Origin of the sequence: Devosia salina (assembly GCF_019504385.1) — a bacterium.
In the GTDB taxonomy this organism is placed as follows: Bacteria; Pseudomonadota; Alphaproteobacteria; order Rhizobiales; family Devosiaceae; genus Devosia; species Devosia salina.
On the sequence record NZ_CP080590.1, the window covers coordinates 385,613 to 399,938 of the forward strand.

A 14,326-nucleotide genomic window follows, 5' to 3' on the forward strand; every position below is an offset into this window, starting at 1 on the left:
ACTACCGCGTCACATCGAGCTCGAAGATCACGTCCGCCCGCTCGCGGGACTGCTCGACAAGATCGTAATTGGGCAGGTCATTGCGCTCGATATGGGCGCGGTTGCGCTCCTCGGAGAACAGACCCTCTTCGCCATGCCGTTTCATCAGCCGCTTGCGCACCAATTCGCGCGGCACATGGATGAAGGCGGCATAATCGAGCAGCGGGCGCACGCCGGCCCAGGGCCCCTCGGTGAGCAACAGGTAATTGCCTTCCACCACCAGCACCTTCACATCGGGCTGCACGGTGAAGGCGTCGTCCACCGTGTCCTCGATCTTGCGGCTATAGCCGGGCCCGCTGACCGCTTCGCTGGCATGCTTGAGGTGGTGGAGGAAGCCGACGAATTCGGCGCCCTCGAAAGTGTGCGGCGCCCCCTTGCGATCGGTCGCGCCCATGGCTTCGATCTTGGCATGCTTCATGTGGAAGCCATCCATCGGCACCAGCGCCGCGCTGCCGGGCTTGACCGCATTGAGCATGGCGACCAGCTCGGCGGCGAGCGTCGACTTGCCGGTGCCAGGTCCCCCCGCGATACCGATGGCGATGCGCTGGCCATGGGCGGCGCTTTCCATTTCCAGGATATGCGGCACGAGCCGCGCCATCACGTTTTCCGGGTTCAGGTGAATGACTTGGGGCATAGCCGGCTCCTGCCTTGGTATGGTCGGGGGCGATCATATAGGCTTGGTCGCGATTTGCAGCAGGTGATCCTTGGCCCCGCGACTTCCTCCCATCATCTCGGACTGGTTTGCCTCGCGCGGCTGGGCGCCCCGCCAGCATCAGCTCGACGTGCTGGCGAGCTATCAGGCCGGTGCCAGCCAATTGCTGATTGCCCCGACCGGTGCCGGCAAGACGCTGGCCGGGTTCCTGCCGACGCTGACCGATCTGGCAGCGGGCGGTTTCGAGGGCCTGCACACACTCTATATCTCCCCACTCAAAGCTTTGGCGGTGGATGTGGAGCGCAATCTCTCCACCCCGATAGCCGAAATGGGCCTGCCCATCCGCGTCGAGGCGCGCACCGGCGACACGCCGGCCTCCAAACGCGCGCGCCAGCGGGTGAAGCCGCCCCATGCATTGCTGACCACGCCCGAGCAATTGGCGCTGTTGATCAGCCATCCGCAGGCCGAACTGATGTTCGGGACCCTCAGGCGCGTCGTGCTCGACGAGCTGCATGCCCTGGTCACCTCCAAGCGCGGCGACCTGCTGGCACTGGGCCTGGCGCGACTGGCAAGGTTGGCGCCGGACATGCGCCTCACCGCGCTGTCGGCCACCGTGGCCCGCCCCGACCTGTTGCGCGACTGGATCGCCCAGCCCCATCCCGGAGGGCGCACGGATCTGCTGACCATGACCGGCGGCGCGCGGCCGGAGCTGACCATTCTTGAAACCGAGGAGCGCCTGCCCTGGGCCGGCCATTCGGCGGTCTATGCGCATCGCGAGCTTTACGAGACCATCCAGCGCCACAAGACCACGCTGCTCTTTGTCAACACCCGCTCGCAGGCGGAAATGCTGTTCCAGGGGCTTTGGGACATCAACGAGGAGATGCTGCCCATTGCCCTGCATCACGGCTCGCTCTCGGTCGAGCAGCGGCGCAAGGTCGAGGCGGCAATGGCCTCGGGCAAGCTGAAGGCGGTGGTCTGCACCTCCACGCTCGATCTCGGCATCGACTGGGGCGATGTCGACCTCGTCGTGCAGGTGGGCGCCCCCAAGGGCTCGTCGCGCATGCTGCAGCGCATCGGCCGCGCCAATCACCGGCTCGACGATCCCTCCGAGGCGCTGCTGGTCCCCTCCAACCGCTTCGAAGTGCTCGAATGCGAGGCGGCGGTCGAAGCCGTCGCCGAGGGCCACCAGGACAGCGAGGACCCGTTGCCGGGCGGCTATGACGTGCTGGCCCAGCACGTGCTCGGCATGGCCTGTGCCGAACCCTTCGACGCCGAAGCGCTCCATGCCGAAATCCTTTGCGCCTGGCCCTATCGCGAGCTCAGTCGCGAAAAATTCGACAAGGTGCTCGATTTCGTCGCCACCGGCGGCTACGCGCTGCGCGCCTATGAGCGCTATGCCCGATTGAAGCAGACACCGGACGGCAAATGGCGCATCGCCAACCCAGCCGTGGCCCAGCAATACCGGCTCAATATCGGCACCATCATCGAGGAGCCCATGGTCCGCGTACGGCTGGTGCGGGCGCGGGGCCTCAAGCAGGGCCGGACCACCGGCCCCATCGGCATGGGCGGGCGCGTGCTGGGCGAGATGGAGGAATATTTCTTCGGCACGCTGTCGCTGGGCGATACCTTCATGTTCGGCGGCGAGATCGTCGCCTTCGAGGGCATGAAGGACAATGAGGCCTTCGTGTCCCGCGCCTTTTCCAAGGACCCCAAGATCCCCTCCTATATGGGCGGCAAGTTTCCGCTCTCGACCTATCTCGCCGAGCGCGTGCGCCGCATCATGGACAGTCCCGAGGAGTGGCGGAAACTGCCCGACCAGGTGGCAGACTGGCTGCGCCTGCAGCGCGACCTCTCGGTGCTCCCGCGCCGCGACAGCCTGCTTGTGGAGACCTTTCCGCGCGGCACCAATAACTTCCTTGTCTGCTACCCGTTCGAGGGGCGGCTGGCGCACCAGACACTGGGCATGCTGCTGACCCGCAGGCTCGAACGCATGCGCGCCCGCCCGCTGGGCTTCGTCGCCAGCGAATATGCCTTGGCCATTTGGGGCCTGGGCGATCTCTCGGCCTTGATCCGCACCGGGCGCCTCAGCCTCGATGAACTGTTTGCCGAGGACATGCTGGGCGATGACCTCGAAGCCTGGCTCGATGAGAGCGCGCTGATGAAGCGCACCTTCCGCAACTGCGCCATCATTGCCGGGCTGATCGAGCGCCGCCATCCGGGCAAGGAAAAGACCGGCCGGCAGATCACCATGAGTTCGGACATCATCTATGACGTGCTCTACCAGCACGAACCCGACCACATCCTGATCGAAGCCACCCGCCGCGACGCCGCCCGTGGCCTGCTCGATATCGAGCGGCTCGGGCAGATGCTGGCGCGCATTCGCCACCATATTGTCCACAAACCCCTCAGCCAGATTTCGCCGCTCGCCGTGCCGGTCATGCTCGATATCGGCAAGGAACCCATTTTCGGGGAAGCCCGGGAATCAGCTATGGCTGACGCAGCGGATGAATTGCTCAGGGAAGCGACGGCCGGGCGTTGAGAGACAATACATTAAGGGCGGAGATCACGGAGACCGCTGTGCTGCGCTTCGCCGGCCACAATTTCGAGCCTCTGTCCACCGGCGCCCTCTATTGGCGGGCCCGGCAAACCCTGCTGGTCGCCGACCTGCATTTCGAGAAGATGGCGAGCTTTGCCCGCCGCGGCCAGATGCTGCCGCCCTATGACACCGCCATGACGCTGACCCGGCTCGAAACCGACCTCAGGCGCACCGGCGCGCGGCGGCTCATTGCGCTAGGCGACAGTTTCCACCGGCCCGAGGCCGCGACCTGGCTCACCCCCGCGGACCGGATGCGGCTCGACGCCATTACCGAGGCCGTGGACTGCCTCTGGCTCTCCGGCAATCACGATCCGGCGCCTCATGCCATTGGCGGCACCTGCCTGCCCGAACTGGAGCTGGACGGCCTGGTCCTGACGCACGAGCCGAAAAAGGGCCAGACGGGCCTTGTGGCCGGGCATCTGCATCCCGCGGCGCGCCTTGCCATGGATGGCCGCACGACGCGAAAGCCGTGTTTCGTGCATGATGGCCGGCTGATGATCCTGCCCGCCTATGGCAGCTCGACCGGCGCGCTCAACATTCTTTCGCCCGCCTTTTTCGGCCTGTTCCACTGGCCGGCGCTGGAAGTGGTGATGCTGGGCCGCGACCGCACCTATCCGGTGCCGGTCAAGCGGCTGGTGGGCGGCTAGCGCCGGAACAGCACCCCGCCCAGCCAGCCGGTGAACAGCGCCAGCACCACGCAGGCGAGGCCATAGAGAAACGGCGACTGGGTGGAGGACAGCGCCAGGAAGCGCTCGAAGCCGATCTTGCGCACCGCAAAGCCGTCGGACTTGCGGGCAATGATCTCGCCATTCTTGAACACATAGGTCTGGGCGATATAGGGGCCGGGCGGCGCATTGCTCGGCAGCGTCAGTTGTGCCTGGTAGAAGGTGTCCGAGAGAAAGCGCACGCCCCCCTCCTGCACGCCGAACAGGGCCTGTTCCGACATCAGCCGGATGAGCTCGCGCCCGAAGGTCAGGGTCTGCCACCACCCCGCCGGATTGGGTGAAATGGCATGAGACTCGGGCAGGATATAATTGGTCGTCAGCGTGTTCACATCGGTGATGTCACGCAGCCGGGCGCTCGATAGCACGTGGAAATAGGTCGGGAAGCCCTTGAATGCGACCTGCTCGGTATTGAGCCAGATACCGAAATTATTGGTCTTCTTGCGCGCGACGCGGTCCTGCGTGGGGCCCAGCACCACCACCACCACATGGAAGGGGCCTTCGACATAGCGCTGCTCGGCGCCGGCATCAGGTGCGATGGAGCCGAAAAAGGTCAACCGCTCGCCATCAAAGCTCGAGGTGATCTCCACCGTTTCGGTCGAGACGCTCGACACCAGCCGCTCGGCCGCCGCGGGCAGCACGGCGCAGACGAGGGCGAAAAGGGCGAGGATAAGCCGCATCATCGCGTTACGCTCCCCGCCGCCATGGAGAACACGTCGTCCGGCGTCAGCACCAGCGACAGGCCGAACCGGATGGCCACGGCCAGCACCAGCAGGGCCAGCAGGCCCCGGAGCTGTTCGCCGCGCAGATGCTTGCCGGCCGCCGCGCCGAACTGGGCGCCCGCCGTGCCGCCCACCATCAGGCAGAAGGCCAGGAGAATGTCGACGCTCTGGCTCTGCACCGCATGCAGGATGGTGGTGGCGGCCATCATCGCCACCACCTGCGCCAGCGAGGTGCCGATGACCACATTGCCAGGCACGCGCAGCAGATAGACCAGCGCCGGCACCATGATGAAGCCGCCGCCAATGCCCAGCAGCGAGCCAACGAAACCGATGAACAGACCGATGATCAGCACCGGCAGCACGCTGATATAGAGCCGGCTCTTCTTGAAGCGCACGCGCAGCGGCAGGCCGTGGATCCAGCTATGCTGGTTGGGCAGGCGCTCGCGCACCACGATGCCCTGCCGGCGCTTGAGCAGCGCCCGCACGGACTCCTGCAGCATCAGCACGCCGACAAAGCCGAGCAGCACCAGGAAGCCCAGTGCGATGATGAGGTCCAGCTGGCCCGCATCGCGGAGGAGGTCGAAGGCCGCAACGCCGCCAAAGGCGCCCAATATGCCCGAAAGGATCAGATACATCGCCAGGTGGAGATCGACGCCGCCGCGTCGATAATGGCTGAGCGCACCCGAGGTCGAGGCCGCCACCACCTGGCCGGTGACCGAGGCCACCGCGACGGCGGTCGGCACACCCGAAAAGATCAGCAGCGGCGTCAACAGGAAGCCGCCGCCGACGCCGAACAGGCCCGACAAAAATCCGACCGCCCCTCCGATCCCCACGAGAAAGAAGAGGTTCACGGAAAGCTCGGCGATCGGCAGATAGATCTGCAAGATCCTCAGGTCCCGTAACGATGTTTCGCGGCCCATCCTAAGGGATGGTCCGTCAACAAGAGGTAAGGCCCGCCCTGGCGGGTGAAAAAAATATGGCCCGGGCTTACGACCGGGCCATGACGCTGTCAAATGGCTTGATGCCCCTAGACCGGCTGACTTCCCAGCACCGCCAGCAACCGCGGATTGATCGCCCCGATCTCGCTCATGCCGGTGGCCCTCTCGAAGGCCTTGATGGCGTCGCGGGTCTTGGGGCCGGCCACGCCATCGGGCGTGCCCACATCAAAGCCGAGCCGCGCCAGCGCCTGCTGCACCTTGGCGATCACCTCGGTATTGGCGATGGCCGTTCCGGGATCGAAATCCTTCGACCAGGTGCCGATGGGCGCGAAATTGGCAGCAAGGTCGATCGCCTGCGGCGTCCATCCTGCCAGCTCGTCATTGATCCGGCCCACAGCCTCGGCCGAGAGCGACTTGGCAATGTCGTCACGGGCCTTGGCCGCATCCTGGTCGCCATTGCGCGCCGCCAGCGAGAACCACTTGAACGACTGCTCGAAATCCTGTTCGACGCCCAGGCCACGCGCATGCAGCATGCCCAGATTGAACTGGCTGTCGGTCATGCCGCGCTCGGCCGCCTTGGCGAACCATTCGGCGGCCAGTTCGAACTGCTGTTCGCCCATTTCGCCACCGGCATAGAGGGCCGCCAGATTGTGCATGGCCATGCGATTGCCGCCCTCGGCGCTGCGCTGGTACCACAGCCGCGCCTGTTCGAGGTCCTTTTCGACCCCGGAGCCGACCTCGTAGAGATTGCCCAGCCGATATTGTGCGGGCACGAAACCCTGGGCCGCCGACCGCTCATACCAGCGCGCCGATTCCTCGAGGTCCTTGGTCACGACGCGGCCTTCCCCGAAGATGGCCGCCACCTCGAATTGCGCCTGGGCATTGCCCTTGGCGGCCGCTTCGCGCAGCTCGAGCGGGCCAACCGCCTCTGGCGGCAGGTCAAAGCTTTCGGGAATGGCAGCGACAGCGGGCGCGGGCGACGCGATCGATCCGGTTACGACCGGAGCCTCTTCGGCCTCGGGCACAGCCAGCGCGATGCGTCCGCTCTCGGCCTTCAGCGTCGGCGGCATGGGCGTCGACGGAGCCAGGCCGGTCGCGCGCCCAAAGCTCATCGGCTCGCCCGGATTGATCGAGCCGGTCGCGGTCACATCGACCATGTCGATGACCCGGGGCGGAACCACCGACGACTGGTCGTCCGAGGGCGCGGGATTATCCGTAGCGGCCGGGGTGGCGCTCACGGCCGCCGGCGCCGGCGCATTCATGCGCTGCATCACGAGGTTGAGCGCCAGCATCGAGACCGCGACCAGTGTCGCTGCCAGCAGCAGCGGCCGCCGGTTGCGCGTCAGAAAGCTCGGACCCTCGGCCTTGGCTTCCGGCAGGGGCGGAGCGACAGGCGCAACGCTGGCGGCTGCGCGGGCTGGTGCCTCGGGTTTCTCGGTCTTTTCTGCCTTGCGCGGGCGCCGCGGCTCCCGTTCGGCCGGCGCCGGCTTGGTATCCACCGCTTCGGGCGCAGCCTCCTTGCGCGAGCGCACCCGGGCCAGGGCGCGAGCGATCAGCGAATTGCTTTCGGCGCTCTGCGCTTCGTCCTGCTTGGCGCGCTGGGCGCGGCGGGCGGCAGCCACGAAAGTGCTCGTGCTCGTGCTCGAGGCCGGCGCCGGCGCTTCCGCCGGTTTGTCGGCGGCCGGACGGGCGATGCGGGCAAAGGGGTCCTCGTCCAGCTCGGCAAAGCTGGACCGTGGACGCGGCGGGCGTTCGGCCGTGTCGGGGTCAAAATGCGGCGCTTCGGGCGCGGGCGGCGTCCCGGCCGGCTTTCTGATTGCCTCGGGTGCGCTGGTCTTGGCCGCCAGGGCGGACTTGACCGGGGCAGTGTCGCGGAAGCCGGGGTCGATCAGCGGCGCCTCGTCTGCCGGATTGGCAGGCATGGCGTCCCGCCGGTCCGTGGTCAGATTGGCAAGGATGGCATCGAGCTTGCCCCGCTCCGGTTCGCGCGCGCCCAGAACCTGGGCGAACTGGTCCTCTGCCGGCGGCTCGGCCGGGGGCATGGCTTCGGCGCGCGGGGCAGCCTTGGCGGTAGTCGCCTTTGCGGGGCTCGGCTCAGCCTTGCCGGCCAGCACGGCTTCGAGCCGGGTCAGCCGCTCCGCCGTGTCCTTGCCGGCCGTGTTGAGCAGGGCGGTCATGCGCTTTTCCAGCGCTTCGATGTTCTGTTCGCTCAACCCGCCTGCCGCGGGCACCTTGATCGCCTCGGAGGTGCGGGCGGCCACCAGGTCGGCCAATTGTTCATAATCGGGTGTCTTGCCGGCGGACCGGATGAGCCCGGTCAGTCGGTCCTCGATGCTCTTGAGGCTATCCGGGCCGAACATGGCGACGGGGGCAGGCGCCTTGCGGCTGACCGCCTCGCTGGTGCGCTCGGCCACCATGGTGGCCAGCGATTCCAGGTCCGGCCGCTCTTCGGAATTGTAGAGCCGGGCAAGTCCGTCGAGCTGGGCGCCGGCATCGTCCATCCGCGCCATCAGCGTCTTGAGCTGGCTTTCGACGGCGGAGGTGTCGACCGGCACGATGCGCTCGCTCAGCGCTTCGATCTGCCCCTCGATGCGCGAAAAGCGCGGCTCCATGCCCTGCAGCACGGCATTGCGCAGGCCCGCCATCTCGGCCTTGAGCGCCGCCACCTCTTCATTGCCGCCACCGGCCTCGTCCAGCCGCGCCAGCACCTGTTCGATGCGCCCGGCCAGGGCATCGGGCGAACCGGCCTTGTCCTGCATGGCCTGGGTGAAGGCGGCCATCTCGCTGGTCAGGCGCTCGAAGTCGCCGGACGACAGCGCCACCGACCGCTCGATGGCGTCGATCCGGTCATAGACATTGCGCACGCTGTCTTCGATCGACTGCATTGCCGGGGCCAGCACTGCCGCCGGATCGGCCTTGCTTTCGGCATTGCGGCGCTGGTCGCGGACAATTTCGCGCTCCATCTGCTGGGCCTGCAGTTCGGCCAGCTTGCCAACCGTGGTCGAAACGTCGTCGAGCCGCGCATTGAGCAGCGACAGGTCGTGCCGCGGCGTCTCCTCGATCATGGCGCCGAGCGCGGCGATCTGGGCCTCAAGCCGCTTGACCTGGCCGGTCTCGCCAATGGCCCCGGCCAGCAGCTCCACCACCTGTGTCAACTGCTCGACCTGGCTGGCCACTTCGCGCACATGGCCGGCACTCGACCTTTGCGTCTTCAACTCGCCCTCGAGGCGCTCGAGCCGCTGGCTCATGCCCCCCACAAGCGCACCGAGTTCGCGGATTTCGGGAAGATCGTTCTGCCGGCGCATCGGCGTCGGTGTCGGGGCGGCGCCCTGGCGGCTGCGGATTTCGGCAATGGCCGCCGTCAGGTCATCCGTCTCGTCGGCGTCAGCCGGATGGCTGTCGCGTTCGGTGAACCGGTCCACGGCGCGCTTGACCGTCCGCAGCGCCTCGCGGCGGCGCGAACTGGTTTCGGGCACGCCGACCTGATCGCGCAGATGCCGGACGCGCTGCGCCAGGCCCGTCATGGCAGGCGCCGCAGGTTCGGCCTCGGCCTGGCCGTAATGGCTCTCAACCTTGTCGAGAAGGGCGACCAGTTCACCGCGCAGGGCCTGCCACTCGCCCGCACCGCCCTCATGGGCCAGATCTGTGTAGTCCGAGTGGGTGTAGGCGCGGGGCATGACAGGTCCTTCGTCAAAACAGACGGACCCCTCGCGATTCAACACGAAGGTATGACGCTCACTCTTGAGAAAACATGGTAAAGAACCCGTTAAGCATTGTCGCAATATGCAAGGGCAAGTGCCGGGAATCCGTGCGATTCAGGTCCTGTTACGACCCAGGGAATCAGGTTCAGAGCCATGACGCGCCGCCGCATCATCATCGTTGACGATCATCCGCTGTTCCGGGCTGCGCTCAGGCAGACCCTTGCGGGCGGCGACGCCACGGTGAGCGTGGAAGAGGCGGGCGATCTCAACAGCCTCAGCGCCGCGCTGGAAACCGACCGCGATTGCGACCTCGTCCTGCTCGATCTCAACATGCCCGGCGTGCGTGGTTTTTCCGGGCTCCTGCTGCTGCGCGCGCAATATCCCGACATTCCGGTGATGATCATCTCCGCCGTCGAGGACGCCACCGTCGTCCGCCGCGCCTTCGAGCTGGGCGCTGCCGGTTACCTGCACAAATCGGTGGGACCTACCGAAATCCGCCGCGCCATAGAAACCGTGCTCTCCGGCGAAGTCTTCGTGCCCGTCGGGACGACTCTGGGCGGCGAGGACGATCACACCGCGCTCATGAAGCGGCTGTCCACCCTCACCCCGCAACAGGTGCGGGTGCTCATGATGCTCAGCGACGGGCTGATGAACAAGCAGATCGCCTATGAGCTGTCCATCTCCGAGGCGACGGTGAAGGCCCATGTCTCGGCCATCCTGCAAAAGCTCGATGTCGATAGCCGCACCCAGGCGGTCATCGCCGCGGCCCGCATCGAGGACGGGCAGTTCGAGGCGCTGTTCTCCACCGGCGGCGACAAGGTCTGAGCCATGAAGCCCGAAATTTCCATCATCACCATCGGTGTCGACGACCTGGAACGCGCCTTCGCCTTCTACCGGGCCCTGTTCGACATTGCCGACGACCAGATCGGTGCCGGAGAGGACCACGTCGCCTTCTTCTTTGACGAGAAATTTTCCTTCGTGCTGTTCCCGCGCGACCAGATCGCCCAGACCGCCGGCAAGCCCGAAAGCCTCGAAGGCACGCCCGGCTTCGTGCTTAGCCACCGCGCCGAAAGCCCCGAAGCGGTCGATGAAATCCTCGAGCGCGTGCTGGTCGCCGGCGGCGCCATCATCACCCCCGGCACCCAGTCCGAATGGGGCTATTCGGCCTATTTCGAGGACAGCGAAGGCAATGTCTGGGAACTGATGGCAACGCCGACGGCGAACTGAGCGTATTCCGCACGAGCAAACCAGGAGCCGTCCGCGGGCGTGTCCCGAGGGCCACGACCGGTCCGACCGGGGCGCCTGCGCTGACACGAACGCAGCCGCCATCACGGCTCGGGTGTTCCTGACCATGCACCGGCATGGGCGGCTTCAATCTTCGCAGCGACCCTTTCCTGCAACCGCCACAGGCTTTTGTCGTGAAAGCCGAGCTCCTCGAGCTTGGACACTGTCTGCAACAGATACTCGGCCATGGAGCCGCGAAATCCACAGGCAGTAGCCAGCACATCGGCAAGTTCGTCTTCGCTCAGCCCGGTGATATACCGACGACTTGTTCGGTCCATCGCGAAAGTCAGGGCCACAAGCGGTCCTTGCGCGGTCACCACATTGATCCAGCGCCTTGGAAAGGCCGTGGGAACCATGCTCATCTCACGCCTGACGAGCTTGTCCAATTCGGCCTCCAGCCCCACCTCGGGGAGCCGATAGACAACGCCACTGCACTGCCCACCGCGATCGAGCACCATCATCAGGCCGGGCTGTTCGCGATTGCCGCGGAAGCGATAGTCCCAGCCGAGGCAGAAGCGCCTGCGCCACCCATGCGCCACAGCCTTTGCTTTCTCCTCGAATGCTGTCTCCGGCATCCAGATCAGCGATCCGCAACCAAACAGCCACAGCGGCCCTGCCGGTCGCTCGCGCATGATGTGCGCGACGGTCTCGGCAAAGTCGCTCTCCGTCGCCGGTCGAAAGCCATCGAGCAATTGCGGTCCCGGATCTGAAATGGTCCGGTGCACCAAAGCAACGTGTCGTTCACTCAGCCGCATCTGTCGGTTGGTCGAAGACATATCTCACTCCGCCCGCTGCCAAACACAGCTTCTGCGCATGGACGTGCCGCTGTCGCTCACCGTTGGTTTGGCGGCACCATATCAATATCGGCTGAACGAGCCGCAGACACTTTCACATCGCAGTTTTGTGTCGAGGAGAATGCGCGGTTCAAATCGGCGTCGGCCATCCCGTCATCGCGACGTCCTGCATCCGGAGGATGGCGTTGTAGCAACTGCAATATGCGTCGAAACAACATGCTTGAATCCTCCAGCCCGACCTGTGGATACCAAGAAAGCATACGCCCCCGTCTGCGGGTAAACAAGAAATTTGCTTGGTTCACGGATGCCAGGCAAGCAACAGAGGCGTGGTACTATTGCTGGCCAGCAGCGGCCGTTCCACTACCCACGCCAGCCCGGCTCCTCAGAACCCGCCACCGGTCTTGAAGCCGCCGGTCTTGCGCGTGCCCGATGATCCCGTCCGGGGCCGCGAGAACCCGCCGCCAGACGAGCCGCCACCGCCCCAGCCGCCGCCGAACCCGCCGCCAAAGCCGCCTTTCGACTTGCTCTTGTTGCTCCCCGAGCCGCCAAAGCTGCCTTCGGGCCACTGGAAGCCGCCGCCGCTGGGCGGCCACGGATTGCTGCCGCCCGAGCGGCGCGTGGGCTTGTAGCCGGCGCCCCATTCGCTGCCCGGCGCCCAGTTCTGGCTTTTGCGCCACTGGTCCCAATAGCTGGCCGCCGAAATGCCGCCGCGCAGGAAATCGTTGAGCAAATCGCCCACCAGCCTGTCCTCGCGGAAGCTCGAGCCCGGATCGTCGAAGCGCTGTTTCTTGAACTCCCACTGGATGTCTTCCAGCTCGCGCCGCCGGGCCGCCAGCGTTTTCAGCCGTTCCTTCTGCTCGCGGCTCTCTTCCTCTTCCTCGCGCATGCGCGCCCGCGCATCGTCGATCTGCGCCACGATCGTGTCGTCCTGGGCGGTGCGGGTCTTGCGGGCTTCGCTGAGCAGGGTCTGGATGTCCTCGCGCCCCAGCGCCGCAGCCAGGTCGTTGGCCGCACCCTCGAAGGCCGGGTCGCGTCCCTCGGCCAGCGCCTGCAACTGGCCGGCCGCCGCGTCGCGCTGATCCTCGATCGTGGTGATTTCGGCATCGAGCTTTTCGATTTCGGCCTGCGCCCTGGCAATGGCCTCGCGAATGGGCTTGCCCCCGGCCGCGTCGACCGCTGCGATTTCCATCTGGGCCAGCCGGGCTTCGGCAGCCGCCACATTGGCCTCCTGCCGCTCGGCATGCTCGCGCAGCCGCAGGGGAATCTCGTTGAGCATGGCATAATTGGGCCGCGCCTTAGCGAAGCCGACCAGGTCGGCCACCAGCCCGTCGAGATAGCGCGTCAGATTGCCCGCCTTGTAGCTGGCGGTGCCATAACCGGCGTCCCACAGATACATGAACAGCGGATCGTCGCGATAGGGGCGGCCCTTGTCCTCGCGGTCGGCCTCGGCCTGCTCGGTCTTGCGCATCGACTGTTCGGCAATGCGGTCCAGTTCCTCGGTCTCGGCCTTCTGGGCGGCAAAGGCGGGATCGGTCGCCAGCTTGGCTGCCTGTTCGGCGGTCAGCGCCGTCAGCCTGTCCTGCTGCTCTTCCAGCACCTTAAGCGCAGCGGCCCGCCGCTCGGCCAGCGCCGCGCGGCTGGCATCAAGGGCGCTGATCGCCTTTTCGGCCTTGCTGACATCCTTGGCATGGGCCTTGAGCATGTCGCGCGCCCGCGTCTCGGCGCCCGAAATCTGTCCGTCCAGCTCGGCCTGCACGGCCGGGTCGAGCCGCAGCCGCGCCAATTGCCGGAAGAGCTCGGCTTCCTGCTCCCGCGTCTTGCTCAGCCGCTCGGCCGTGCGGGCCACGCGCTTGGACAATTCGTCCTCTTCGCGCCGGATGTCGCGCATGGCTTCTTCAAGACTGGCAAGGGCCTGTGGGCCGCGAATGCTCATGGGCCTACCACCGCGTCACCGCGCCGCCCAGAACCGGCACGGCGTATTGAACATCAAGGAAACCGTCGGACTTGCGGCCCACCAGATTGGCCTGGATGATGCCATCGTCCTGCTTGTCGGCGGCCACGGCATTGTAGACGCTCTCGGGCACGCGCACGCCCCACATCGACACCGTTTCGGTCTCGCCATTCTCCTCGTTGAGAATGGGCAGCGACAGCGCCTCCCCATCGGGGTCGATCGCCTCGACCACGACATAATAGTTCGTGGCATCGGTATTGACCTCGGGGAAGGTCCAGAAGCCCGATTGCACGCCCTCGCGATTGACCACCCGCAGCGCATATTGCTGGCGCAACTGGTCGCGCAGCGCCGTCAGGCGCGCCACGGCGTCCTCGGCCCCCGCGCGATTGCCCTCGGCGGCAAAGGCCTTGCCACGGCTGACCAGCGCCTCGGCGTCGGTCACCGCCTGCTGCACCTTTGTCTCGTCATAGATGGTCTGGTAGAGCGCATCCATCTGCGCCGGCAGGCCCTCGCTCAATTCGATCCGGGCCTGCTCGGCCTGGCCGCGCTGATAGGGCTGCCAGACGCCGAAATAACCGATGCCCAGGGCCGCCAGCGCCACCAGCGCCAGCAGCACCGGACGCCCCCATTGCCGACGGCCCACATAGAGGCGCGCCAGCGTCCGGCCCAGGCTGGGGCCCGGCGGCACATAGGTGAAGCGGCTCTCGGCCAGGGCCGACACGCCTTCCTTCAGGATATGGTCGGGTACTTCAATACCCTGCTGGTGATAGACCGAGCGCAGCCTTTCGATCAGCTGCGCCTCGCGCGCCGCGCCGTCGAGCTCGCGTGTAACCAGGTCCTGCCGGTGACGGAGCGTGTCCACCACGTCCATCGCCAGCATGACTTCATCGAGAGGGGCAGCGGCCTTCGCCGACGCGTCACTCATGC

At 66.2% G+C, this 14,326-nt stretch carries 11 protein-coding genes; 4 read left to right on the plus strand and 7 right to left on the minus strand.

Features of this window, described 5'->3' with window-relative positions:
* Nucleotide 1 precedes the first annotated feature (1 nt).
* A complete protein-coding gene (locus K1X15_RS01860; RefSeq protein WP_220305807.1) occupies nucleotides 2-673 on the minus strand; it encodes a nucleoside/nucleotide kinase family protein in 672 nt (223 codons plus the stop codon).
* A gap of 70 nt (nucleotides 674-743) precedes the next feature.
* On the opposite strand from K1X15_RS01860, the gene K1X15_RS01865 reads away from it, so the two are divergent.
* Nucleotides 744-3,230, plus strand: a complete 2,487-nt coding sequence (locus tag K1X15_RS01865; protein WP_220305808.1) for a ligase-associated DNA damage response DEXH box helicase — start codon at nucleotides 744-746, stop codon at nucleotides 3,228-3,230.
* 38 nt (nucleotides 3,231-3,268) lie between these two features.
* Nucleotides 3,269-3,934, plus strand: coding sequence for a ligase-associated DNA damage response endonuclease PdeM (gene pdeM / locus K1X15_RS01870; RefSeq protein ID WP_220305809.1), 666 nt, complete (start codon nucleotides 3,269-3,271; stop codon nucleotides 3,932-3,934).
* Here the strand turns inward: pdeM and K1X15_RS01875 are convergent.
* The 3 genes from K1X15_RS01875 to K1X15_RS01885 form a co-directional block, all read right to left on the minus strand.
* Nucleotides 3,931-4,692 carry a TIGR02186 family protein gene (locus tag K1X15_RS01875; protein WP_220305810.1) on the minus strand — a complete coding sequence of 254 codons (762 nt, stop codon included), beginning with the start codon at nucleotides 4,690-4,692 and terminating at the stop codon, nucleotides 3,931-3,933. The two genes, pdeM and K1X15_RS01875, sit on opposite strands and share 4 nt — an antisense overlap.
* Nucleotides 4,689-5,615, minus strand: coding sequence for a sulfite exporter TauE/SafE family protein (locus K1X15_RS01880; protein WP_220305811.1), 927 nt, complete (start codon nucleotides 5,613-5,615; stop codon nucleotides 4,689-4,691). Before K1X15_RS01880 ends, K1X15_RS01875 begins: the two co-directional genes overlap by 4 nt.
* 143 nt (nucleotides 5,616-5,758) lie before the next feature.
* Nucleotides 5,759-9,346 carry a peptidoglycan-binding protein gene (locus K1X15_RS01885; protein WP_220305812.1) on the minus strand — a complete coding sequence of 1,196 codons (3,588 nt, stop codon included), beginning with the start codon at nucleotides 9,344-9,346 and terminating at the stop codon, nucleotides 5,759-5,761.
* A gap of 177 nt (nucleotides 9,347-9,523) precedes the next feature.
* On the opposite strand from K1X15_RS01885, the gene K1X15_RS01890 reads away from it, so the two are divergent.
* Both K1X15_RS01890 and K1X15_RS01895 read left to right on the plus strand, forming a co-directional pair.
* Nucleotides 9,524-10,195 carry a response regulator gene (locus K1X15_RS01890; protein WP_220305813.1) on the plus strand — a complete coding sequence of 224 codons (672 nt, stop codon included), beginning with the start codon at nucleotides 9,524-9,526 and terminating at the stop codon, nucleotides 10,193-10,195.
* A 3-nt stretch (nucleotides 10,196-10,198) separates the two neighbouring features.
* On the plus strand, nucleotides 10,199-10,597 hold the full coding sequence (locus tag K1X15_RS01895; protein WP_220305814.1) for a VOC family protein: 399 nt from the start codon (nucleotides 10,199-10,201) through the stop codon (nucleotides 10,595-10,597).
* A gap of 101 nt (nucleotides 10,598-10,698) precedes the next feature.
* On the opposite strand, the gene K1X15_RS01900 is transcribed toward K1X15_RS01895, so the two are convergent.
* The 3 genes from K1X15_RS01900 to K1X15_RS01910 form a co-directional block, all read right to left on the minus strand.
* Nucleotides 10,699-11,430 carry a gamma-glutamylcyclotransferase gene (locus tag K1X15_RS01900; protein ID WP_220305815.1) on the minus strand — a complete coding sequence of 244 codons (732 nt, stop codon included), beginning with the start codon at nucleotides 11,428-11,430 and terminating at the stop codon, nucleotides 10,699-10,701.
* Nucleotides 11,431-11,830: 400 nt separating this feature from the next.
* Nucleotides 11,831-13,381, minus strand: a complete 1,551-nt coding sequence (locus K1X15_RS01905) for a coiled-coil domain-containing protein (protein WP_220305816.1) — start codon at nucleotides 13,379-13,381, stop codon at nucleotides 11,831-11,833.
* 4 nt (nucleotides 13,382-13,385) lie between these two features.
* Complete coding sequence (locus K1X15_RS01910) at nucleotides 13,386-14,324, minus strand: DUF6384 family protein (protein WP_220305817.1); 939 nt, start codon at nucleotides 14,322-14,324, stop codon at nucleotides 13,386-13,388.
* Nucleotides 14,325-14,326: the final 2 nt, after the last annotated feature.

What these genes read in the sequence shown, in the direction of transcription:
- K1X15_RS01885 (WP_220305812.1), bottom strand. Translation starts at nt 9,346, where the DNA reads ATGCCCCGCGCCTACACCCACTCGGACTACACAGATCTGGCCCATGAG.
- K1X15_RS01860 (WP_220305807.1), bottom strand. Translation starts at nt 673, where the DNA reads ATGCCCCAAGTCATTCACCTGAACCCGGAAAACGTGATGGCGCGGCTC.
- K1X15_RS01910 (WP_220305817.1), bottom strand. Translation starts at nt 14,324, where the DNA reads ATGAGTGACGCGTCGGCGAAGGCCGCTGCCCCTCTCGATGAAGTCATG.
- K1X15_RS01895 (WP_220305814.1), top strand. Translation starts at nt 10,199, where the DNA reads ATGAAGCCCGAAATTTCCATCATCACCATCGGTGTCGACGACCTGGAA.
- K1X15_RS01900 (WP_220305815.1), bottom strand. Translation starts at nt 11,430, where the DNA reads ATGTCTTCGACCAACCGACAGATGCGGCTGAGTGAACGACACGTTGCT.
- K1X15_RS01905 (WP_220305816.1), bottom strand. Translation starts at nt 13,381, where the DNA reads ATGAGCATTCGCGGCCCACAGGCCCTTGCCAGTCTTGAAGAAGCCATG.
- K1X15_RS01875 (WP_220305810.1), bottom strand. Translation starts at nt 4,692, where the DNA reads ATGATGCGGCTTATCCTCGCCCTTTTCGCCCTCGTCTGCGCCGTGCTG.
- K1X15_RS01890 (WP_220305813.1), top strand. Translation starts at nt 9,524, where the DNA reads ATGACGCGCCGCCGCATCATCATCGTTGACGATCATCCGCTGTTCCGG.